This is a genomic window from Streptomyces sp. NPDC021080 (assembly GCF_044333225.1).
Lineage (GTDB): Bacteria > Actinomycetota > Actinomycetes > Streptomycetales > Streptomycetaceae > Streptomyces.
In genome coordinates this window covers 331547-353765 of record NZ_JBIRQM010000001.1, presented here as the reverse complement: position 1 = coordinate 353765, position 22219 = coordinate 331547, and the positions used below count along the sequence as shown (strand labels likewise).

General features: G+C 71.3%; 22 protein-coding genes. 15 read left to right on the top strand and 7 right to left on the bottom strand.

Annotated features, from left to right (window positions below; translation table 11 throughout):
- Positions 1–44 precede the first annotated feature (44 nt).
- On the top strand, positions 45–1532 hold the full coding sequence (locus ACH4S8_RS01530) for an SPFH domain-containing protein (protein WP_398389806.1): 1488 nt from the start codon (positions 45–47) through the stop codon (positions 1530–1532).
- 226 nt (positions 1533–1758) lie between these two features.
- Positions 1759–2214 (top strand): type II toxin-antitoxin system PemK/MazF family toxin, encoded by a 456-nt coding sequence (locus ACH4S8_RS01525; protein WP_398389804.1) that lies wholly within the window; start codon positions 1759–1761, stop codon positions 2212–2214.
- A gap of 232 nt (positions 2215–2446) precedes the next feature.
- Here ACH4S8_RS01525 and ACH4S8_RS01520 read toward each other — a convergent pair whose 3' ends face one another.
- Complete coding sequence (locus ACH4S8_RS01520; RefSeq protein ID WP_398389802.1) at positions 2447–3280, bottom strand: TIGR02452 family protein; 834 nt, start codon at positions 3278–3280, stop codon at positions 2447–2449.
- A gap of 256 nt (positions 3281–3536) precedes the next feature.
- Here ACH4S8_RS01520 and egtA point away from each other — a divergent pair, with 256 nt between their 5' ends.
- The 5 genes from egtA to ACH4S8_RS01495 all read left to right on the top strand — a co-directional run bounded on the left by egtA (position 3537) and on the right by ACH4S8_RS01495 (position 8895).
- Complete coding sequence (egtA, locus tag ACH4S8_RS01515) at positions 3537–4874, top strand: ergothioneine biosynthesis glutamate--cysteine ligase EgtA (RefSeq protein ID WP_398389801.1); 1338 nt, start codon at positions 3537–3539, stop codon at positions 4872–4874.
- Positions 4871–6202 carry an ergothioneine biosynthesis protein EgtB gene (gene egtB, locus ACH4S8_RS01510; RefSeq protein WP_398389799.1) on the top strand — a complete coding sequence of 444 codons (1332 nt, stop codon included), beginning with the start codon at positions 4871–4873 and terminating at the stop codon, positions 6200–6202. Before egtA ends, egtB begins: the two co-directional genes overlap by 4 nt.
- Positions 6202–6993 carry an ergothioneine biosynthesis protein EgtC gene (gene egtC / locus ACH4S8_RS01505; RefSeq protein WP_398389797.1) on the top strand — a complete coding sequence of 264 codons (792 nt, stop codon included), beginning with the start codon at positions 6202–6204 and terminating at the stop codon, positions 6991–6993. Before egtB ends, egtC begins: the two co-directional genes overlap by 1 nt.
- Complete coding sequence (egtD, locus tag ACH4S8_RS01500) at positions 6990–7964, top strand: L-histidine N(alpha)-methyltransferase (protein ID WP_398389795.1); 975 nt, start codon at positions 6990–6992, stop codon at positions 7962–7964. Before egtC ends, egtD begins: the two co-directional genes overlap by 4 nt.
- 289 nt (positions 7965–8253) lie before the next feature.
- On the top strand, positions 8254–8895 hold the full coding sequence (locus tag ACH4S8_RS01495) for a precorrin-8X methylmutase (protein WP_398389794.1): 642 nt from the start codon (positions 8254–8256) through the stop codon (positions 8893–8895).
- Positions 8896–8909: 14 nt separating this feature from the next.
- Here ACH4S8_RS01495 and ACH4S8_RS01490 read toward each other — a convergent pair whose 3' ends face one another.
- On the bottom strand, positions 8910–9086 hold the full coding sequence (locus tag ACH4S8_RS01490) for a hypothetical protein (protein WP_398389792.1): 177 nt from the start codon (positions 9084–9086) through the stop codon (positions 8910–8912).
- 52 nt (positions 9087–9138) lie between these two features.
- On the opposite strand from ACH4S8_RS01490, the gene ACH4S8_RS01485 reads away from it, so the two are divergent.
- Entirely contained in the window at positions 9139–9714 is a 576-nt protein-coding gene (locus ACH4S8_RS01485) for an IS607 family transposase (RefSeq protein ID WP_398389791.1), read from the top strand.
- Positions 9707–11335, top strand: coding sequence for an IS200/IS605 family accessory protein TnpB-related protein (locus ACH4S8_RS01480; protein ID WP_398389789.1), 1629 nt, complete (start codon positions 9707–9709; stop codon positions 11333–11335). Before ACH4S8_RS01485 ends, ACH4S8_RS01480 begins: the two co-directional genes overlap by 8 nt.
- Here the strand turns inward: ACH4S8_RS01480 and ACH4S8_RS01475 are convergent.
- The 3 genes from ACH4S8_RS01475 to ACH4S8_RS01465 form a co-directional block, all read right to left on the bottom strand.
- Positions 11325–11672: a hypothetical protein gene (locus ACH4S8_RS01475; protein WP_398389787.1), complete on the bottom strand. Its 348-nt coding sequence runs from the start codon at positions 11670–11672 to the stop codon at positions 11325–11327. The genes ACH4S8_RS01480 and ACH4S8_RS01475 overlap by 11 nt on opposite strands.
- A 44-nt stretch (positions 11673–11716) precedes the next feature.
- On the bottom strand, positions 11717–12271 hold the full coding sequence (locus ACH4S8_RS01470; RefSeq protein ID WP_398389785.1) for a hypothetical protein: 555 nt from the start codon (positions 12269–12271) through the stop codon (positions 11717–11719).
- Between the two features lie 87 nt (positions 12272–12358).
- Complete coding sequence (locus tag ACH4S8_RS01465; protein WP_398389783.1) at positions 12359–13135, bottom strand: cobalt-precorrin-6A reductase; 777 nt, start codon at positions 13133–13135, stop codon at positions 12359–12361.
- Positions 13136–13399: 264 nt separating this feature from the next.
- Here ACH4S8_RS01465 and ACH4S8_RS01460 point away from each other — a divergent pair, with 264 nt between their 5' ends.
- Positions 13400–13615, top strand: coding sequence for a dodecin (locus tag ACH4S8_RS01460; RefSeq protein WP_103547697.1), 216 nt, complete (start codon positions 13400–13402; stop codon positions 13613–13615).
- Positions 13616–13658: 43 nt separating this feature from the next.
- On the opposite strand, the gene ACH4S8_RS01455 is transcribed toward ACH4S8_RS01460, so the two are convergent.
- Entirely contained in the window at positions 13659–14150 is a 492-nt protein-coding gene (locus tag ACH4S8_RS01455) for a hypothetical protein (protein ID WP_398389781.1), read from the bottom strand.
- 242 nt (positions 14151–14392) lie between these two features.
- Here ACH4S8_RS01455 and ACH4S8_RS01450 point away from each other — a divergent pair, with 242 nt between their 5' ends.
- Entirely contained in the window at positions 14393–15772 is a 1380-nt protein-coding gene (locus ACH4S8_RS01450) for a glycoside hydrolase family 43 protein (protein WP_398389779.1), read from the top strand.
- 37 nt (positions 15773–15809) lie between these two features.
- Positions 15810–17186: a jacalin-like lectin gene (locus tag ACH4S8_RS01445; protein WP_398390691.1), complete on the top strand. Its 1377-nt coding sequence runs from the start codon at positions 15810–15812 to the stop codon at positions 17184–17186.
- 158 nt (positions 17187–17344) lie between these two features.
- Here the strand turns inward: ACH4S8_RS01445 and ACH4S8_RS01440 are convergent, their stop codons facing one another.
- The gene (locus tag ACH4S8_RS01440) at positions 17345–17896 is read right to left on the bottom strand and encodes an RNA polymerase sigma factor (RefSeq protein ID WP_398389777.1); all 552 of its coding nucleotides are present in this window, start codon (positions 17894–17896) and stop codon (positions 17345–17347) included.
- Positions 17897–17942: 46 nt separating this feature from the next.
- Between ACH4S8_RS01440 and ACH4S8_RS01435 the strand changes: the two genes are divergently transcribed.
- From ACH4S8_RS01435 to ACH4S8_RS01425, 3 genes are all read left to right on the top strand, one after another.
- Positions 17943–19346: a serine/threonine-protein kinase gene (locus tag ACH4S8_RS01435; protein ID WP_398389775.1), complete on the top strand. Its 1404-nt coding sequence runs from the start codon at positions 17943–17945 to the stop codon at positions 19344–19346.
- A 143-nt stretch (positions 19347–19489) separates the two neighbouring features.
- Complete coding sequence (locus ACH4S8_RS01430) at positions 19490–20245, top strand: DUF4232 domain-containing protein (protein WP_398389774.1); 756 nt, start codon at positions 19490–19492, stop codon at positions 20243–20245.
- 332 nt (positions 20246–20577) lie between these two features.
- Positions 20578–21834 carry a hypothetical protein gene (locus ACH4S8_RS01425; RefSeq protein WP_398389773.1) on the top strand — a complete coding sequence of 419 codons (1257 nt, stop codon included), beginning with the start codon at positions 20578–20580 and terminating at the stop codon, positions 21832–21834.
- Positions 21835–22219 lie beyond the last annotated feature (385 nt).

Here is a 22219-nt window from a genome sequence, read left to right as displayed (position 1 = left end):
TCCCGTTCGTTCGGTGCCGAAAGGGCACCATGCAAAGGGGGCGTATGCCGATGGTCATCGGCGTCGTGGCGGGGACGGTTGTCCTCGCACTGATCTTCATCGTTGTGGTCTTCAAGCTCATGTGGCGAGTCGCGGAGCCCAACGAAGCGTTGATCATCTCCGGTTCGAAGCATCGGACCGAAGGCCTCGAAGAAGGTATGGGATTCCGGATCGTGACGGGCCGCGGCACGCTGGTGCTGCCGGGTGTCCAGGCGGTGCGGAAGATCTCCCTCGACCTCAACGAGACCGAACTGCACGTGGACTGCGTGACCACCCAGGGCATTCCGCTCAAGGTGCGGGGCGTGGTCATCTTCAAGGTGGGCGACGACTTCGTGTCGATCGCCAACGCGGGGCGCCGTTTCCTCGACCAGCAGAAGATGATGGCGGAGCGCGTGCACAACGTGTTCGCGGGTCATCTGCGGTCCATCGTCGGCGGTCTGACCGTCGAGGACATGATCCGCGACCGGGAGAAGCTCACCGGTCAGACCCGGGCCGCGTGCGGCACGGAGATGGAGAAGCTCGGTCTGATCGTCGACTCGCTGCAGATCCACGAGATCGAGGACCCGACCGGGTACATCCGGAACCTGGCCATGCCGCACGCCGCCGCCGTGCAGCGTGACGCGCGTATCGCGCAGGCCGAGGCGAACCGGCTGGCCACCGAGGCCGAGCAGAAGGCCGCGGCGCGGATGTCGGAGGCGACCCGGGACAGCGAGATCCAGCAGGCCGGTTACCAGGCCGAGCGGGACAAGGCGGCGGCGACGGCCCAGATGGCCGGCCCGCTCGCGGCGGCCGCGGCTCAGCAGGACGTCGTCGTCCAGGAGACCCGGGTCGCCGAGCTCGAGGCGCACCGCCGCGAGCAGCAGCTCCAGGCGGACGTCCGCAAGCCCGCGGACGCGAGGGCGTACGAGATCCGGGCACAGGCCGAGGCCGAGCGCGACGCGCGGATCTCGGCGGCGCAGGCCAAGGCCAGGGAGACCGAACTGGCCGCCGCGGCGGAGGCGACCCGGGTCAAGACGGCCGCCAACGCCGAGGCCGAGGCGACCAAGGCACGGGGTGCGGCGGCAGCGGAGGCGACCCGGGCCACCGGTGAGGCCGAGGCCGCCGCCGCCCAGGCCAAGGGCCTCGCGGCGGCGGAGTCGACCCGGGCCCAGGGTCTCGCGGAGGCGGAGGCCATCCAGGCCCGCGCCGCCGCGCTGGCCGAGAACCAGGAGGCCGTCGTCGCCCAGCAACTCGCCGAGCACTGGCCGGAGATCGTCCAGGCAGGCGCGAGCGCGTTCGGCAACGTGGATCACATGGTGCTGCTCAACGGCGCCGACGGCATGTCGGACCTGTTCGCCAAGGCGCTCACCATGGGCGGCACCGGCCTGGGCCTGGCACGCCAGTTGCTCGCCTCGATGAACCCGGAGGGGGGCCAGGCCAAGAACCCGGCGACGGAACTCAACGGGTTCGCGGCCCCGGTCAGCGAGAAGGTACCCGTGGAGAAGGAGGGGTGAGCCCGGCGCGCTGAGGCGCACGGGCACCAGCAGTTCTGAGCAGCAGGGCGCGGGCGTACGGGAGTTGGGCCACGACTCCGGTACGCCCGACGCCGTTCCCCCGGCGCACGTGGCGCCGTACGGCAGGCATCGCCGGGGAGTTGGACCGGGTCCCGGGCGCGTGCGCAGCCCTCCGGCCCCGGACCCGCCCGCCGGGACCGCGGACGCAGGCTCTACCGTGGCCCGCGTGAACGCGTTTACCGATGAGACCGAAGAAGACGTCCCCGGCCGCTACGGCCCCACCGCGACCACCGAGGCCGAGCCCCGCGAGGTCGGCCCCGTGAAGACGGAGTACTCCCCCGCGCACGACGGCGACCCCGATCCCGGTGAGATCGTCTGGACGTGGGTGCCCTTCGAGGAGAACGACGGCCGGGGCAAGGACCGTCCGGTGCTGGTCGTGGCCCGGGAGGTCGCGGGCACCCTGCTCGCCGTCCAGCTCTCCAGCAAGGAGCACAACGGCGACCGCGAGTGGGTGCCGATCGGCAGCGGGCCCTGGGACCGGACCGGCCGTGACTCCTGGGTGAACGTGGACCGCGTCATGCGGCTGCACGAGGAGGGCATGCGGCGCGAGGCGTGCGCGCTGGACCGGATGCGGTTCAACTCCGTGGTGCACCGGCTGCGGGAACGGTACGGCTGGCGCTGAGCGCCCCCGCCACCGACAGCGGCGCCGCGCGGGGCGGGCCACTCGGCGCCTGGTACCGGGCACGGCAGGACGAGCCGCCGAACACGCGGTGCCGGGCCGGGCAGGACGAGTCGCCCGGCACGCGGTGCCGGACCGGACGGGCGGGACGGGCCGCCGGGCACGGGGTGCCGGGCGGCACGGGCCCGCGGCGCACCGGATCAGAAGCACCGAGGGGGACGTGCGGACGGGGGCTTCACGCTCCCCGGAGTTCGGATGCGAACACCCGGTCGAAGGCCTGGTGCGTGGTCCGGCCCGGTGTGCGGTCCAGGACGCCGAACACCACGTGGTCGAAGTACCCGTCCAGGCGGCCCCCGGTCAGCACTCCGTGGAAGGCCCGCGCCACCTGGGCGGGGTCGTTCCGGAACACCCCGCAGCCCCAGGCCCCGAGGACCAGACGGCGGTAGCCGTGGGCGGCGGCGGTCTCCAGGACGCGTTCGGCGCGGATCGCCAGCGCGCCCGGCAGGTCGGCCGCCCGCCGCGGGGCGGTCCGCAGGACGACCCCCGCGTTCGGGGCCGCCGCGGTCAGGAATCCGGCCGGGAAGGGCTCGTCGAGGAGTCGGCCGCGGTCGTCCCGGAAGACCGGTACGCCGGGTGAGTGAATGACACGGTCCGTGTAGAACGCGTCACGGTGGGCGCGGTGATGGTCGTAGAAACCCCGGGCCCGCAGCAGACACGTGTACAGCGCGGAGGCCCGGCACAGGGCCTCTTCCTGGGCCTGCGCCCCGTTCAGATAGCCGCCGCCGGGATTGCGCGCCGAGGAGAAGTTCAGCACGGCGACCGGGTGCCCGCCCCCGGAGGTCAGCCGTCGGGCCGCCTCCAGACTGCTCTCGCCCGTGACCTCGTACGAAGTGACGACCTTCGTCACCGACGGTATCCCGACCGGCTCCGGTCCGTGCAGCCGCGTCCCGGCCCGCGCGGCCTCGACGGCCGCGGCGATGGACACCGCGGCCCCGGAAGGGCCGCGGTAGCCGCCGGCGGCCACGATCTCCTCGGTCTCCCGGGCGATCACACGCAGACGCGCGCTCATGGCGCCACCCCCGTACGCGCCACGGGCGCGGCCTGCGTGCGCTCCCCCGTCGTGCCCATGAACGCATCGTGAGCGATGCTGGTCGTGCGGCGCAACAGAGTTTCCCGGCCCCGCGAACAGTGCGTCCCGGTCCCGAAAGAAACGGTTTGCACCCTTGTGCGAATCGGCGAGAAGGTCTTGGGTGGAACGGTCATTGTCGGTCCGGCCCACCAGACCCCGGGCCGGCGGCATGGTGGAATCTCAGGAGGATCCCGACATGTCCGATTCGGTGAGTGACTGTACGGAGCAACGACGCTCCGCTGTCACCGAGGCCGAGGTGGAGGCACTGGTCCGTGGCATCTGCTTCAAGACCGGTCCGCCCCGCCTCCTCGGTGTCGAGGTGGAATGGCTTGTCCACGAGCTGCGCGGGCCGCGGCTCCCCGTAGCACCCGAACGACTCGAAGCGGCCTATGCCGCACTGCGGACCCTGCCCCTGCGTTCGGCGCTCACCGTCGAACCCGGCGGTCAGCTGGAGCTCAGTTCCGCCCCCGCCGCCTCCCTGATGGAGTGCGTGCGATCCGTCTCGGCCGACCTCGACGCCGTACGCGCAGGCCTGCGCGAGGCGGATCTCGGCCTCAGCGGTTTCGGGCAGGACCCCTGGAACCCCCCGAGCCGCTATCTCCATGAGCCCAGGTACGACGCCATGGAGCGGTATCTCGACCGCGCGGGGCCCGAGGGCCGCGCCATGATGTGCACGTCGGCCTCGGTCCAGGTGTGCCTGGACGCCGGATACGAGGAACCGGGCCCGCTCGGGCACGGGCGCCGCTGGTGGCTGGCCCATCAGCTCGGCGCGGTCCTGGTGGCCGCGTTCGCCCACTCGCCGATGGCCCGCGGACGGCGCACCGGCTGGCGTTCCACGCGTCAGTCGCTGTGGGCGTCGATGGACCCCGGGCGCACCGACGCGCCGCTCCTGGGCGGCGACCCGCGTGCGGCCTGGGCCCGGCGCGTGCTGGACGCGCCGGTGATGTGCGTACGGGGAGCCGAGGCACCCTGGGAGGTCCCGGAGGACCTCAGTTTCCGGGACTGGACCCGGTCCGCGGCCCCACCGGACCGGACGGACCTCGACTACCACATGACCACGCTGTTCCCGCCGGTCCGGCCGCGCGGTCATCTGGAGCTCCGCATGATCGACGCACAGCCGGGTGAGGACGGCTGGATCGTGCCGCTCGCGGTGACGGCGGCACTCTTCGACGACCCGGACGCGGCCGAGGTCGCCTACCGGACCGTCAAGCCCCTCGCGGAGCGGGCGGGCTCCGCTCCGGCGCCGCGCAACCCGCTGTGGCACGACGCCGCGCGGTACGGCCTGGCCGATCCGGAGCTGCGCGAGGCCGCGGCGATCTGTTTCGCGGCGGCGTACGAGGCACTGCCCCGGCTCGGTGCCACCACCGAAGTCCTGGACGCGGTGGCCGAGTTCACCGAACGCTATGTGGCCCGGGGCCGCTGCCCCGCCGACGACCTGGTCGGCGCGGCCGCCTCTCACCACCACGGCGGATCCGGGCGTCGCCCGGCCGGCCGCCCGCACGGCCTGTCCGACGGGAAGGACCTCAGCACATGACCGGCACGACCGCCTCCGGCCACCGCACGGATCCGGAATCGCTCCGGCAGCGCGCCCTGGACGCGCTCACCACCGCCCGCGACCGCACCGCCCTGCTCACCTCCTGCGTGGAGGACCCCGAACTGACCGCGCAGCACTCGCCGTTGATGTCCCCGCTCGTGTGGGACCTCGCGCACATCGGCAACCAGGAGGAGCTGTGGCTGCTGCGGGCGGTCGCGGGGCGCGAGGCGATGCGGCCCGAGATAGACGGGCTCTACGACGCGTTCGAGCACGCACGCGCCGAACGGCCCTCGCTGCCGCTGCTGCCGCCCGCCGAGGCCCGTACGTACGCGGCCGAGGTGCGCGGCCGGGCGCTGGACGTCCTGGAGAGCGCCGCGTTCGAGGGCACCCGGCTGACCGAATCGGGATTCGCGTTCGGCATGATCGCGCAGCACGAACAGCAGCACGACGAGACGATGCTGATCACCCATCAGCTCCGGCGGGGGCCCGCCGCCCTCACGGCACCGGACCCGGCGCCCACCGGACCGTTCACCGGACCCGCCGAAGTCCTGGTGCCCGGGGGCCCGTTCGTGATGGGCACCTCCACCGAACCGTGGGCGCTCGACAACGAACGCCCCGCGCACCGGCGCACGGTCCCGTCGTTCTTCATCGACACCACTCCGGTCACGAACGCCGCCTACCAGGCCTTCATCGAGGACGGCGGCTACGGCGAGGAGCGCTGGTGGACTCCCGCGGGCTGGAAGCACATCCGCGAGCACGGCATCGAGGCGCCGCTGTTCTGGCGGCGCGAGGGCGGCCAGTGGCTGCGGCGCCGCTTCGGGGTGACGGAGGTCGTGCCGCCCGAGGAGCCGGTGCTGCACGTGTGCTGGTACGAGGCCGACGCGTACGCGCGCTGGGCCGGGCGGCGGCTGCCCACCGAGGCCGAGTGGGAGAAGGCGGCCCGTCACGACCCGGTGTCCGGCCGCTCCACGCGCTACCCGTGGGGCGACGAGGACCCCTCCCCGGTCCACGCCAACCTCGGCCAGCGTCATCTGCGCCCCGCCCCGGCGGGCAGCTATCCGGCGGGCGCCTCGCCGCTCGGCGTACGTCAGTTGATCGGCGACGTGTGGGAGTGGACGTCGAGCGATCTGGAGCCCTACCCCGGGTTCGTCGCGTTTCCCTACCGGGAGTACTCGGAGGTGTTCTTCGGTCCGGAGTACAAGGTGCTGCGCGGCGGTTCCTTCGCGGTGGACCAGGTGGCCTGCCGGGGCACGTTCCGCAACTGGGACTATCCGATCCGGCGGCAGATCTTCTCCGGCTTCCGCACGGCCCGCGACGGGGAATCCTGATGTGCCGTCATCTGGCGTACCTGGGAAGCGAGGAGAGGATCGGCACGCTCCTCGTCCAACCGGAGCACAGCCTGTACCGGCAGTCGTGGGCACCCCGGCGCCAGCGGTACGGGACGGTCAACGCCGACGGCTTCGGGGTGGGTTGGTACGCCGACGGGGACCCGGTCCCGGCCCGCTACCGGCGCACCGGTCCGATCTGGGGCGACCAGTCGTTCGCGGACCTGGCCCGGGTGGTCGGGACGCGGGCGCTGCTCGCCGCGGTGCGGGACGCGACCGTGGCGGGCGCGGACGGGGAGGCCGCCGCGGCCCCGTTCGCCGCGGGCCCCTGGCTGTTCAGCCACAACGGCGCGGTCCGCGGCTGGCCGGGCACGCTGGCCCCGCTCGCGCCGGCCCTGCCCCCGGCCGAGCTGCTGTCGCTGGAGGCCCGGTGCGACTCCGCGTTCGTGTGGGCGCTGGTCCTGCACCGGCTGCACGCCGGCGACACGGAGGGCCAGGCGCTGGCCGACACCGTCGTGGAGGTCGCCGAGGCGGCCCCCGGCTCCCGGCTCAACCTGCTGCTCACCGACGGCGAGACGATCACCGCGACCGCCTGGGGCGACACCCTCTGGTATCTGATCGAGCCCGGCCGCCGCACCCTCGTGGCCTCCGAGCCGCACGACGACGACCCGCTCTGGCGCGAGGTCCCCGACCGCACCCTCCTCACCGCGAACCGCACCGAGGTACTGCTCACCCCGCTCAAGGACATGAGCGACGACATGGCACCCGCACAGCGCAAGGAGCCCCGTACGTGAGTCCGTTCCAGTTGACCCGCACCCTTCCCGAGGACGCCACGGACGCGGCACTGCGCGCCGACGTCCTGCACGGCCTCGGACACCTGCCCAAGACCCTCCCGCCGAAGTGGTTCTACGACGCCCACGGCAGCGCGCTCTTCGAGAAGATCACCGAACTCCCCGAGTACTACCCGACGCGGGCGGAACGCGAGATCCTGCTCACGCGGGCCGGCGAGATCGCCGCGGCGAGCGGAGCGCGCACGCTCGTCGAGCTCGGTTCCGGATCGTCGGACAAGACCCGCCATCTGCTGGACGCGATGACGGACCTGCACACCTATGTGCCCGTGGACGTCAGCGAGAGCGCGCTCACCCAAGCCGGTCACGCGCTGATCGCCGAGCGGCCCGGCCTGAACGTCCACGCTCTGATCGCCGACTTCACCGCCGGTCTCACGCTCCCCGACACCCCCGGGCCGCGGCTCGTGGCCTTCCTCGGCGGCACGATCGGCAATCTGCTGCCTGCCGAGCGCGCGACGTTCCTGGCGTCCGTACGGTCACTGCTGTCCCCCGGCGACACGCTGCTGCTCGGCACCGACCTGGTCAAGGACGCGTCGGTGCTCGTCACCGCCTACGACGACGCGGCCGGGGTCACGGCCGCGTTCAACAAGAACGTGCTGAGCGTCGTCGACCGTGAACTCGGCGCCGACTTCGACCTCGACGCGTTCGAGCACGTGGCGCTCTGGGACCCCGAGAACGAGTGGATCGAGATGCGGCTGCGGTCGTGTGTCACGCAGACCGTGAAGATCCCGGCGCTGGACCTGGCGGTCCACTTCGCGGAGGGCGAGGAACTGCGGACCGAGATCTCGGCGAAGTTCCGTGCGGACGGTGTCCGCGGTGAACTGGCCGCGGCGGGATTCGCCCTGACCCACTGGTGGACGGACTCGGAGGGCCGGTTCGCGCTGTCGCTGAGCGGGGCGGCGGAGAACTCGCCCTGAGGCCACTCCTTCTCGGACACGGGGATCCGGCGCGCGCGGCCACCACGGCGCGCCGGATCCCCTGGCCGACAGGTCCCGGGACACCGCGGCCCGGGCCGCACGGAGCGGGCAGGGGCTCCCGGCCCCTGCCCGCCGCTCGTCTCCCGGACCACGGACCACGGGCCGGACACCGGCTTCGCCCCGGACGGCTTCGACCGGACCGGCGTTCGAGTGATGATCTGTATGCTCGCGGCGTGCTCGCGCCCTCGGGTGGATCTCCGGCGGCGGCACGCACCCGGAACGTCGACGGATGAGCGAGAAGACTGTGTTCGACTACGAGAAGGACGGCGCGGCCATCTACCGCGAGTCCTTTGCCACCATCCGCGCGGAAGCCGATCTCGCGGGCCTGCCCGCCGACGTCGGCCAGGTCGCGGTCCGGATGATCCACGCCTGCGGCATGGTGGACCTGGTCCGTGACCTCGCCTACACGCCCCACGTGGTGGCCCGCGCCCGCGAAGCCCTGCGTTCGGGCGCACCGGTCCTCTGTGACGTCTCCATGGTCGCGAGCGGGATCACGCGGGGGCGACTGCCCGCGGACAACGAGGTGATCTGCACGCTCTCCGACCCGTCGGTGCCGGACCTGGCGGCGAAACTGGGCACCACGCGCAGCGCGGCGGCCCTGGAACTGTGGCGCGACCGCCTGGACGGCGCCGTGGTGGCCGTCGGCAACGCTCCCACCGCGCTGTTCCGTCTCCTGGAGCTGATCGAGGAGGGCGCACCACGCCCGGCCGCGGTCATCGGCGTCCCGGTGGGCTTCGTGGGCGCCGCCGAGTCGAAGGAGGCCCTGACCGAACACCCCTCCGCTCTCGACCACTTGGTCGTACGGGGCCGCCGCGGCGGCAGCGCGATCGCGGCAGCCGCGATCAACGCGATCGCGAGCGAACAGGAGTAACCGGCGTCGAGCGCTCAGCCCGGGACGCCTTCCAGGGGCAGGTGGTCGCGGTAGTACTCCGACTCCAGCCACTCTTCCTTCACGAAGAGCGGGCGCGTCAGGAGCGTTTCCCCGACCCGCTGCTCGCGCAGGAGGATTCCGAGATCGGTCAGGGAGAGCGAGGCGTCAGGGGTCTCCACCTGCTGGTCCACAAGATCGAGTAAGTGAGCGTAACCATGTGTGAGTGAGTGTCGTTGTCAGGGTGTGAATCTGACGGAATGGGCGAAGATGCAGGGCGTGCATCCGCAGACCGCGTATCGCTGGTTCCGTGAGGGGACGTTGCCGGTACCGGCTCAGCGGGTCGGGCCGCGCACGATCCTGGTGAACATCGATGCGAACACCACACCCGAGGCCATCGGCGGGCTGGGCCTGTATGCCCGCGTGTCCTCGTACGATCAGAAGACCGATCTGGAACACCAGGTCGCCCGGCTGTCGGCGTGGGCAGCGAAGGGTGGCCACCGGGTCGTTCGTGTTGAGGCGGAGATCGCTTCGGGGATGAACGGCTGCCGTTCCAAGGCCCGGCGCCTACTGGCCGATCCAAGCGTGACCTGCGTGGTGGTGGAGCACAAGGACCGGCTCGGCCGGATGAACATCGAGCTTGTCGAGGCCGCCTTGTCCGCGACGGGCCGTCGCCTGCTGGCGCTGGACGACGGCGAGGTCGAAGACGACCTGGTGCGGGACATGGTGGAGGTACTGACATCGTTCTGCGCCCGCTTGTACGGGCGCAGGTCGGCGAAGAACCGGGCCCGCAAGGCACTGGAAGCCGCCGAGCATGGCTGACCTACGCCGGATCGCAACGCCGTTCGTCGCTCCTGGCCCGTCCGGTGTGGCGGTACGTACCCGGCTCAAAGACCTCACGCCCAGGGATGAGAAGGTTCTGCGCCTGGTGGGTGCGCACCTGGGCTCGCTCGCCTCGAAAGACCTCAAAGCGCGCTGCGCCGATGGCCTGGGGCATTCCACCGAGTTATGGGCGGCCCGTAAGCGGGACCTGACGGCCCAGTCGTCGTCCAGGTGGGCCGGGTCGATCACGAAGGCCACGCATGACCAGTGGGCGCTCGCCCGGCGCGGCCAGGCCGCGCACGTGCAGTCCCTCGAAGCCGATATCGCGATGATCCGGTATCGGCTGACGTTACCGGTCGGACAGAAGGGAACCAAGCGGGCTCCGGGCGGCTACCGCTCCACGCACGAGTGGTTCCACAAAGCACGCCGCCTGCACGTGCTGGAGGAGCGGCTCGGCCAGGTTCGGGCCGACTGGGAAGCGGGCCGGGTGCACGTCGTGCGTGGCGGTAAACGTCTGCTGGGCATCCGTCACCACCTCGACAAAGCGCAGCTCACCGAGACCGAGTGGCGTGAGCGGTGGGAAGCCGGGCGCTGGTTCCTCCAGGCGTACGGCGAGTCGGGGAAAAGGTTCGGCAACGAGACGATCCGCATCACGCCCGAGGGCGAGGTGTCGATCAAACTCCCGGCCCCGCTCGCCGACCTGGCGAACACCAGGCACGGCCGCTATGTACTCGCCGGGAAGGCACGCTTCCCTCACCGGGGGCAGGAATGGGCCGACCGTGCACAGGCGAACCGGGCCGTGGCCTACCGCATCCACTACGACACAAGACGCGGGCGCTGGTACGTGGACGCCTCCTGGCAGATCTCACTCACCATGGCCATCCCACTCAAAGCCGCCCTTGCCGATGGCGTGATCGGCGTGGACACCAACGCCGACCACCTCGCCGCATGGCGCCTGGACACTCACGGCAACCCGATCGGCCGGCCCCGCCGGTTCTTCTTCGACCTGTCCCGAGGCGCCCAGCACCGCGACGCCCAGGTACGGCACGCCCTCACGCGGCTGCTGAACTGGGCCAAGACCTGCGGCGTCAAGACCATCGCGGTCGAAGACCTCGACTTCCAGACCGAGAAAACCAGAGAGAAGCACGGGCGCAAGCGCCGATTCCGGCAACTCATCTCCGGCATGCCGACCGGCAAGCTTCGCGCCCGGCTGACCTCCATGGCCGACGCCACAGGTATCGCGATCATCGCCGTGGACCCGGCCTACACCAGCAAGTGGGGTGCCCAACACTGGCAAAAGCCGATGACCAGCCCCACCCGGAAGACCACCCGGCATGACGCGGCGAGCATCGCGATCGGACGACGCGCCCAGGGACACCCGATCCGGCGACGGACGGCACCGCCCCGTGCACACCAGAGCGATGTGCACGGGCATCGGACCGTCCAGGCCAACCGGCGTGCCCCTGGGCGTGAGGGACCCCGCCCACGCATCCCCGGACCACGGACACGATCCGTGCCGCCGGACGCAGCGAGTACGCGGGCCACCAGGACACCCAACACCGTTCGGGATGTCCGCAGTGACCAGGTATGGGTCCAAGACTCACTCCTGCTCACTGATTAGGAACGGTGTAGAGCACCCAGTTCCCGTGCTCGGCGGCGTGGTCCAGGAGGAACTCGTGGCCCTGCGCCGGATCGCTGCCCGCCAGCGGGAAGCCCGCCAGGAAGACCTGTGGACCGGCGACCGCGTCCAGGGCCACGCAGGCAAGCCTGCCGACGTCGTAGAACGCCTTGACGCCGCCCGGGAAGTCCTCCTGACCGTAAGGACCGCCGACTCGCGCCGCCGGCCGGGAGACCAGCAGCGCCTCGGCGACCTCCGCCGGGGACATCCCGAACCGCAGCGGCCCCACGCCGCCTTCGGCCCGCAGCTCCCAGCACTCGCGCTCCGCACCCGCGTTCATCCGCCCCACCCCTGCCGTTGACCGGCCCGCACCGCGCCGATGACTCAACCGTGCTGGCCAACCAGGTAGACCCTGTCGCCGGACGGGCGCTGGTCGACGACCACCTGGACGGTGACGGGGTCCGACGCGGTGTACGAGCCCCAGCGATAGGTGTGGGAGATCGGGAACCTCCAGCCGTAGCTCTGGGCTTCGTCCCCGGCGAATTCGATGTAGCTGAAGTCGTGGTCGTCCCGCCATGTGTGCACAGAGCCCGACTTCAGGCTCAAGCCGGCGGTGCGCGCGAAGCTCCCCAAGCACGCCCGTGAGGTGTCGAAGCGCAGGTACAGGGTCCCTTCCGACCCGGCAAACGACTCCTCGTCGTGAAAGTGCACGCCGGTCGCGTGGCAGGGCAGTGCTATCGAGTAGTGCACGAGAACCGTCTCGAGCGACCCGTCCCCCACGGTCACATCGCCACCCGAGCTGTCGTAGTCACGTGGATCGCCGGAGCAAGACCCCAGAAGGAGTCCCGTCACCGTGACTACGGCCGCCGCCCGCCCGGCCGCCACCATGCGCGACCCGACGTGTTTGACCGAGCTCAGCAACCCGTCCTTGGCCTTCACTCCACCACCCGCCCCTCTCCGAATTCAGGCTCAGGGCGGTGATCCTAGCGATCTCCGGAGGTGGGAGGACGGTCGCATGGGGCCTGGTCAGGGGCCGCCGGGATCCGGGAACGCGCCCCTGTGAAGCCGCTCGTCGAGCCAGGCGGCGGCCGCCTCGGGGCCGGGGACGACCGGGACCCCGGACGGCACCGGTGGTCTGCGGATCACGACCACCGGCAGGCCGGCCTCCCGGGCCGCCGTCAGTTTCGGGGCGGTGGCCTCGCCGCCGCTGTCCTTCGTCACCACGACGTCGACGGCGTGACGCCGGAGCAGTTCCCGTTCTCCCCGGAGCGTGAAGGGGCCGCGGTCGAGCAGTACCTCCATGCGGGCCGGAGCCGGTGCCTGCGGCGCGTCCACGGACCGTACGAGAAACCACAGGTCGTCCAGGGCCGCGAAGGCCGCGAGACCCAGCCGGCCCGTGGTGAGGAACACCCTGCGGCCCAGTGCGGGCAGGAGTCCGGCGGCCTCCTCCAAGGACCCTGTCGCGTGCCAGACGTCGCCCGCCACCGGGGTCCAGCCGGGGCGCCTCAGGGCGAGCAGCGGAACGCCCGTGATGGCCGCGGCCGACGCCGCGTTGGAGCTGATCGTTCCGGCGAAGGGGTGCGTGGCGTCCACGACCGCGTCCACCGCGTGCTCGCTCAGCCATCGCGCCAGGCCCTCCGCACCGCCGAAGCCGCCCACACGCACCTCGCCGGGCGGCAGCCGGGGCGTGCTCACCCGTCCGGCCAGTGAGCTCGTCACCCTGAGGCCCGGGTGCGTCCCCGCCGCCAGGCTCTCGGCGAGGGAACGGGCCTCGGCCGTCCCGCCCAGGATCAGTACGTGCACGGGGTCCGGTTCCCTTCCGCGGAGTGAGTGGGGCGTGGACAGCGGGGCCGGGGCGTGGCCGAGGGCGGTCGCAGGGGCCAACTCAAGCACACCGCCGTCCGCGGCCCGGCTCGCCCCGGGTGGACGCGCGACGACACGGCGTCCGGAGCCGGCCCGCACTCCCCCGCGTCACCCGCGGCACCCCGCCGTCTCGCGGAGCGCCACCCGGTGGGGCACCGTGGAATCACGCCTGGCACTCCCGCCACGGCGGAGAGGAGCAGCCGCATGTCCGAGCACACCTACCGGGTCACCGAGATCGTCGGGACCTCCCACGAAGGCGTCGACCAGGCCATTCGCAATGGAGTGACCCGGGCCTCGCAGACCCTGCGCAACCTCGACTGGTTCGAGGTCACGCAGGTCAGGGGCCAGATCGAGAACGGTCGGATCGAGCACTACCAGGTCGGCCTGAAGCTCGGTTTCCGGCTGGAGGACGCCGACTGACCCGACCCGCGCCCCGCGGGTCCGCCATCCGCCGAGAACCCCCTCAGGTCCGCCCCTCCCGCTCCTGCGCGTCCTTCAGTGCCGCCGACGCGGCCGCCCACCGCGCCCGTACGACCGTGAAGCCGGCCCGCTCCGCCTCCTCGCACACGAATGCGTCGTCGTCGACGAGGACGCGGATCTCCCGGCCGCGGGCCAGCCGGCGAAGGATCTCCAGCTTGGTGCGGCGGGCGGGCCTGCGGTCGTCGTTGCGCCGCATCCAGATACGCCCCTCGGGCAGGCCGTGCTCGGCCAGCCAGTCCGCGGTCGCCCGCCGGCAGCGCTCGGGGCGGCCGGTCAGATAGACCACCTCGCACTCCCGCGCGCTGCTCAGCGCCATCGCGACGCCCTCCGCGAGCGGCGGGTCCGCGGACGCCGCCGCGAAGAAGGCGTCCCAGTCCCTCGGCGTGCGCTCCAGGAACCGCTGCCGGTGCGCGGTGTCCGCGAGCGTGCCGTCCAGGTCGAACACGGCGAGTGGTCTGCTGCTCTGTTCCTTCACTCGGACCAGCCTAGACAGCGGCTCCGACAACGGGCGGGCCACAACACCCCGGCCGAGGAACGCGAAGAGGCATGAACACGCTCAACTTCCGTCTCTCCAGGCCCTGTTCACATCACCGGCAAGCCCTTACCGTAAAGCCTCGCACAGCATGTCGCACAGCATTCGGTATGTCGAACAGGAGTGGCCGGTCCGGTGCGGAGGGACACCCGTACCGCCCCCGCTCCTCCACCGAGGAGACCGGCATGAACGACAGGCCCCTTCAGCCCTCCCGGCGTGGCGCGCTGGGGACGATGGCCGGCCTCACCGCCGCCTTCGCCCTCGGTGCCCCGCCCGCCCGCGCCGCGGCCTCGGCCGCCTGTGTGATGGGCTACTTCACCGAGTCCCCGAACGGCGACGGAGCGGACTACGGTCTCCATCTGGCCGTCAGCACCGACTCGCTCCAGTGGACACCCCTGAACCAGAACAAGCCCGTCGTGACGCCGGCCGGCGGCACCGGCGGGCTGCGCGATCCGTTCGTCCTGCGCAGGCAGGACGGCACGTTCGTGGTGCTCGCCACCGACCTCTTGGGCACCGACTGGAGCCTGCAGAGCCAGTACATCCATGTGTGGGATTCGGCCGATCTGCGGTCCTTCAACGGCTACCGGCGGCTGAAGCTGCACGACATGGCCACCCACAGCTGGGCACCCGAGGCCTACTGGGACGCGGGGCGCGGGCAGTACGGGATCATCTACTCCGCGGTCGACTCCAGCGGCCACGACGTCATCATGGTCAACTACACGACCGACTTCGTGACGGCATCGACGGCGCAGGTCTTCTTCGACCCCGGCCACGACGTGATCGACGGTGATCTGGCGGTGGGCGTCGGAGGCGTCAACTACCTCTATTTCAAGAAGGACCAGACCCTGGTGGGCGCGAGGTCGACATCCCTCGACCCCGGCAGCTTCACCGTGTTCAGCACACCGGTCGCGCACGGCGGCACCGAAGCGCCGATCCTCGTCAGGTCCCGGTCGACGGGGACTTGGTACCTCTGGGGAGACACGTACACGCCCAACGGGGTCTTCTACGCCTGGCAGTCGGCCGATCTCGCGACCGGCACCTGGACCGCGGTCGACCAACGGCTCTACACGCAGCCGCTGAACTCCAAGCACGCGAGCATCCAGCCGATCACCACGGCGGAGTACGACAACCTCCTCGCCAAGTGGGGCGCTCCCGCCTGGAACCGGCTCAAGTCCTACAACTATCCCGCCCGTTACGTCCGGCACTCCAACTATGTCGGCCGGATCGACGAATACCCCTTCGACCCGTACGCGGACGCGCAGTGGACGCTGGTGCCCGGACTCGCGGACACGGCGGGCCTCTCGTTCCGCTCGGTCAACTACCCGACGCGCTACCTGCGGCACAGCGACTACCGGATGGTGCTCGACGTCGACGACGGGACCACGGCGTTCGCGCAGGACGCCACGTTCTACCGCACCGCGGGCCTGGCCGACACGTCGTGGTCGTCGTTCCGCTCCTACAACAACCCGGACCGTTACCTCCGGCACGCGAACTACGTGCTGCGCATCGATCCGGTCTCCACCTCCACCGACCGGGCCGACGCCACTTTCTCCGTCGGTTTCTGACGCCCCCTCATACCCAGGAGACACCCCCATGTCCCCTCTGCACAGACTTCTCGCCGGTGCGGTGGCGGCCGCCGCCGCACTCGGCGGACCCACCGCGGCCGCGTCCCCCGCCACGGCCGCTTCCCCCACCGCCTCCGCCGCCTCCGCCACGGCCGCCGGCTCCGGCACCTTCAGCGTGCTCACCTACAACGTCGCGGGGCTGCCCGACGGCATCTCCAGCGCGCCGACGCCCCGCCAGTCCGCGACCACGGCGATCGGCGGGCTCATCGCCCCCTACGACATCGTCCATGTCGAGGAGGACTTCAACTACCACGCGGCGCTGTACGCGGCCGACACCGCACACACCTACCGCACCCCCACCAGCGGCGGCGCAGGCATCGGCAGCGGTCTCAACACCCTCTCGAAGATCTCGTACGACACCGACGACTTCGAGCGGGTCGGCTGGAACTCCTGCCAGATCGACTCCGGCGACTGCCTCACGCCCAAGGGCTTCACCTTCATGCGGGAACGCCTCGCCGACGGCGTCTACGTCGACTTCTACAACGTGCACACCAACGCGGGCACCAACGACGGCGACCTCGCCTCCCGCGCCGACAACCTCAGCCAGCTCACCGCGTTCATCAACACCCATTCCGCGGGCAACGCCGTCGTCGTCATGGGCGACACGAACACCCGCTACACCCGCTCCGGCGACACCATCGCGGAGTTCGCCGCCGCCAACGGGCTGACGGACGCCTGGGTCCGGCTCGTCCGCGGCGGCACCCCGCCGGCCAAGGGAAGCGACGCCCTCGTCTGCGACCAGAGCGGCACCACCGTGCCCGACACCTGCGAGGTCGTCGACAAGATCCTCTATCGCGGCAGCAAGCTCGTCTCGCTCGACGCCACGGGCTACCACGACGAGCACACGCGCTTTTTGACCTCCGACGGTCTGATGCTCTCCGACCACGACCCGATCACCGCGTCGTTCGCCTGGTCGCGCAACACCGCCTTCCAGTTCAGCGACCAGTTCGGCGGGCCGCACGGCGACTACTTCGACGACATCGACCGGGTACCGGCCGGCGCACGCGCGACCGTCGTGTCCCTGAGCAGCGGTTCGCGGGTCGACCGGATGGGTCTGACGCTGAGCGACGGCACCACGTTCGCGCACGGCGGCACGGGCGGCACCACCGCCTCACTGACGCTCGGCAACGGTGAGTACGTGACCTCGGCGCAACTCTGCGAGGGAGTGAAGGACAGTCATACCCGCATCTTCTACGCGAAGTTCGCCACGAACCTCGGCCGCAGCCTGGCCGGAGGCACGACGACGTCGGACTGTGTGACCCGCACCGCGCCGAGCGGCTGGCAGCTCGCCGGCTTCCACGGTCGTACGGGGGACGAGGTCGACAAGATCGGCTTCATCTACACCCAGCGCTGACCGGACGGCAGGCACCGGATCCTCCCGCCGGGTTCCCGGACCCGGCGGGAACCCGCTCGCTCCACCGGCTTTCCGTCCACCGGCTTTCCGTCCGACGACCGGTCAGCCGGTCAGCCGGTCAGCCGGTCAGCCGGTCAGCCGGTCAGCCGGTCAGCCGGTCAGGAAGCGTCGGACAGCCAGGGCCTGACCTTTCTGCGTGCCTCGTGCAGACGGGACTTGAGCGTGCCGAGCGGAATGCCGACCCGCTCGGCGACCTCCGCGTACTCCAGCTGGCAGATGTCGCGGTAGACCAACGGCTCCACCAGATGCGGATGTTCGCGCTCCAGACGCTCCAGCGCCTCCAGGAGGTCGATCCTGGAGCCCGCGATGACGCTCGTGGTGCGCGGATCGACGTACTGCGTCGCGTCGATCGCCTCGGGCCGCTCGGCGGCCCGCCGCTTCAGCTCGCGGTACTTCTGCCGGGCGCAGTTGGCGACCACCGTGTACAGCCAGGTGCTGAACCGGCTGCGGCCCTCGAACGCCGTTATCTTCCGGGCGACTTGGAGAAGAACGTCCTGGGCCGCCTCCTCGGCGTCCTCACGGCAGGGCAGGAAACGCCCGCACCGCCGCACGATCTCGGGCCGGACCTGCCGGAGCAGGACGTCGAGCGCCACCGTGTCACCGGCCGCCGCCCGCCGCGCGAGCTCCTCGGTCTCCGCCGCGTCCCCCACCTGGAGCTCCCCTCGATGCAGATCAGAGGCCAGGCATGATAGTCGTATGCACTCCCTGGAGCGGATCGGCCGCTACCGCCTCGAACGGCGCCTGGGCGCCGGTGGTTTCGGCGTCGTCTGGCTCGCCCATGACGACGTTCTCGACGCGGCCGTCGCCGTCAAGGTGCTCACCGAGAACTGGGTCGACCGCCTGGACATCCGGGAGCGCTTCCTCTCCGAGGCCCGGTTGCTGCGCAAGGCCGACTCCAGCCGGGTCGTCCAGGTCTACGACATCGGTGAGCTCCCCGACGGAAGGCCCTACTTCGTCATGGAGTACGCCGACGGGGGCACCCTCGCCGACCGGATCGAGGCCGGGCCGCTGCCCGTCGCCGAGGCGCTGCGCCTGACAGCGCTGGCGGCCCGGGGCGCCGCCGCGCTGCACGCCGCCGGGATCGTGCACCGCGACATCAAGCCGTCCAACGTGCTGCTGCGCACCACCCCCGGCGGAGCCGACCGGGTGCTGCTGGCCGACCTCGGGCTCGCGAAGATGCTGGCCCAGGCCTCCGGGCTCACCATGGCGGCGGGCTCGGCCGGCTACACCCCGCCCGAGCAGGCCCGCCCCGGCTCCGGGATCGACGCGCGGGCCGACGTGTACAGCCTGGGCGCCCTCGGCCACCACCTCGTCACCGGTTCGGTTCCGGGCCCGCCCGGCAAGGTCGAACGCGCCGACCGGCTCCGTACGGACATCGGCCCGGACGTCGGCAGGGCACTGCTGCGCGCCATGGAACCCGACCGGGAACGGCGCTGGCCGGGCGCGGACGTCTTCGCCGCGGAACTCGAACGGCTGGCCGGACAGGTCGAGGGCGAGGGTGTCCCCACGTCCGGGCGGAACCGTCGGCCCGGGCGGCTCCGGCGCACCCCGCTCCTCGCGCTGGCCGGCGCCGCCGTGGCCTGCGCCGTCGGCGTCGGCGCCGTACTGCTGGAGAACGGGCCCGCCGCGAGAACCCTCACGGTCGAGGACGGCACGGGCCGGATCACGGTGGAGGTACCGGCCTCCTGGGGCGGACAGGTGCGCGACTCCGGATGGAATCCACGGTCGCTGGGACTCACGGACGGCACCGAACCCGGTCTCGTCGTCGCGGACCGCCTGGCGCGGTGGCAGGACCTCCGCGTCGGCGTCGGCGGAGCCTTCGTCGGACTCAGCGAACACGGCGACGTGACCGGCGAGGTCCGCGCCATCACACACCCTGGATGCCACTACGCCGGCAGCCGCCCCTATTCCGGCGCGCACTGGCACGGGCTGATACGGACCTGGGACGGCTGTCCGGGCGAGGAGGGCCGCCTCACCGAGGCCGCGCTGAGCGCGGCGGGGGGCAGCGGCCGGTCCCAGGTGTACGTCCAGATCCGCCAGGCGGACGGCGACGACGACACGGCCGTCGGTGTCATCGGCTCCCTGCGGCTCACACCCTGATCCCGGGCGGGCGATCCCGGCAAAATCCGTCGAAAATCCCGAGAACTTTTCGGCCCCCGGGTGCATCCAAGAGTAGTGACGAGGGGCGACGTGCCCCGCGCATGTGCGATGAGCTCGTACGAAGATTTCCAAGGAGTGGTGACATGTCGACCTTCCCGCACACGGTGGCGGACACGGACAGGCCCGGCACGGTGTCCGCGCACCGCGCTTCACCCGCCGCCCGGCGGGCCGCGCTGCTCGCGGGTGTCGCCCTGCTGGGCCTGCTGACCGCCTGCAACAACGGCACCCCGCAGAGCTCGCCGAAAACCCTTCCTGGCACGGCCGGACCGGCTTCCGGCGGTACGAGCACGAAGTCGGGTTCCACCCCGGCGGCCAGCACCGCCGCGAGCACCCCGTCGAAGAAGACGGGAACCGGGACCGGAACCGGGACGGGAAGCGGGTCCGCCTCGGCGACGGCCACCTCGGGGAGCGCCGCCGGCACCGGGCGCTGCCACACCTCGGAGCTGCGCGCCTCCGTCGGCCGCAACGACCCGGGAGCGGGTCAGGAGAACTTCCCGGTCGTCCTGACCAACAGATCCGGACGCACCTGCACCGTGCGCGGCTACCCCGGCGCGGCCTTCGTCGACGCGTCCGGCAAGCAGCTCGGACCCGACCCGCAGCGGTCGCCGGGCACACCGACGACGGTCGTGCTCGCCCCCGGGCACAGCGCGTGGTCGGGCCTGACCTTCTCCAACCCGGGGATCAGCGGGGCGGCCACGGCGACGCCCGCCTCGCTGGTCGTGACGCCGCCCGACGAGCTGGACTCCCTCACGGTGACGTGGACGCAGGGCGAGGTACCCGTGTCCGGCAACGCCTCGTCGGTCCGTCTGACGGTCCTCAGCCCCGGGACCGCCCCCTGACCGTACGTGCACGCCGGCCACACGGGCATCGGTGACCTCGGCGGCAGCGACAGCACATCACCACCGACGAAGGCAACGGCAACGCGGCAGCGGCAGCGGGCGGCCCCAGGGCGCCTCGCCGTCGCCGCGCCGGACGGCTTCCCTCGAGCCGCCAAGTGCCCCTCGCGCAAAGGGATTTGTCACAGAACGGAAACACGTCCCGTTTCCCGCGACCCTTTCCGGAATTTCACGCATCCCACCGTTTGACGCACCCCGCGAACGGCGCGCGTCGTACGGACGAAGGCACCGGCCCACAACCCCGGCCGGTGCCGAGAACATCGGGGGGATGAATCATGAGCGGTGTATCGCGCAGGCGATTGCTGGCCGCGACGGCGTCCGCGGGCGCGCTGGGCGCCCTGTCGGCCTGCTCGTCCAAGGACTGGTCCATGGGAGACGGCGGCGACGGCCCGGCCGCGCCGCCACCGGTCAGGCCGATCGGCGACGGGTCCACGGCGGACACCGGAGCCCAGCCGAAGCAGCCGAAGGCGAAGCGGCTGAAGCCCGGTGAACAGCCTCCGCAGTTCGTCGTGTTCTCCTGGGACGGCGCGGGCGAACTGAGCAACAAGCTGTTCTCCCGCTTCCGCAAGGTCGCCGCCGACCACGGGGCGTCGATGACGTTCTTCCTCAGCGGCATCTACACCCTGCCGGAGTCGAAGAAGCACCTCTACCACCCGCCGCAGCACCCCGTCGGCGCCTCCGCCATCGGCTACCTCTCCGACCGGCACATCCACGCGACGCTCCAGCAGATACGCGCGGCCTGGCTGGAGGGTCACGAGATCGGCACCCACTTCAACGGCCACTTCTGCGGCCCGGACGGGGTCCGCCGCTGGTCGCCCGCCGAGTGGCGCAGCGAGATAGAGCAGGCGAAGAAGTTCGTCAAGGAGTGGCGGACCAACACCGGCTTCACCGACCTGGAACCGCTGCCGTTCGACTACGAGAAGGAGCTGACCGGCGGCCGCACTCCCTGCCTGGAGGGCCAGTCGAATCTGCTGCCGACCGCCGCCGCTCTCGGCTGGAAGTACGACGCCAGCTCGCCCGGCGGACTCCAGATGTGGCCCTCCAAGGTGCAGGACGGCAAGATCTGGAACTTCCCTCTCCAGTCCATTCCCTTCCCCGGTCACTCCTTCCAAGTCCTGTCGATGGACTACAATCTGATGGCCAATCAGTCGAACGCCAACCCGCTCGGCGACCGCACCCGCTACGACGCCTGGCGCACGCAGGCCCGCGACAGCTATCTCGCCGGCTTCCGCCGCGCCTACGAGAGCAACCGGGCCCCGTTCTTCATAGGCAACCACTTCGAGCGCTGGAACGGCGGCATCTACATGGACGCCGTCGAGGAGGCGCTCTCCCGGATGGCGGCCCACGACGACGTCCGCATGGTCTCCTTCCGCCAGCTCGTGGAGTGGCTGGAGGCCCAGGACCCCGCGGTCCTGCGGAAGTTGCGCACGCTCGACCCCGGCCGTTCCCCGCTCGGAGGCTGGGCCGAGTTCCTGGGCACGGCCGGACCGTCGGACTCTGCCACGGCATCCGCCGGCACCGCGTCGCCCTGACGACCCTGGAGGGTGTCGTCCGGACCGACCCGAACGACACCCTCAGGACAAGAGACTTCCGAAGCCGTGTGCACAGGTTCGAATCCTGCCGGGGGCACCCTTCACAAGGCACCCGAAGACCCCGTCACCAGCGGAAACGCCGAGGTCGGGGTCTTCGTGTTCGTGCAGGCGTGTACGGGCGCCGGGCGGCCCCGTGTCGGGGCCTGTGGACTGTTCACGAGCAGGATCTCGGCGAGACTTCAGGAAGCCTTACGTATTGGGGCGAGCCTCTAAGATCATGGCCCCGACGTCGTGCTTTGACGGGCAGGTCCACAGACTGCCCGACTCGCCGGAAGCCCGCGGGGCCGTGATCACTCGTCCCGAAGCAGCTCCAGCCCAAAGCCGC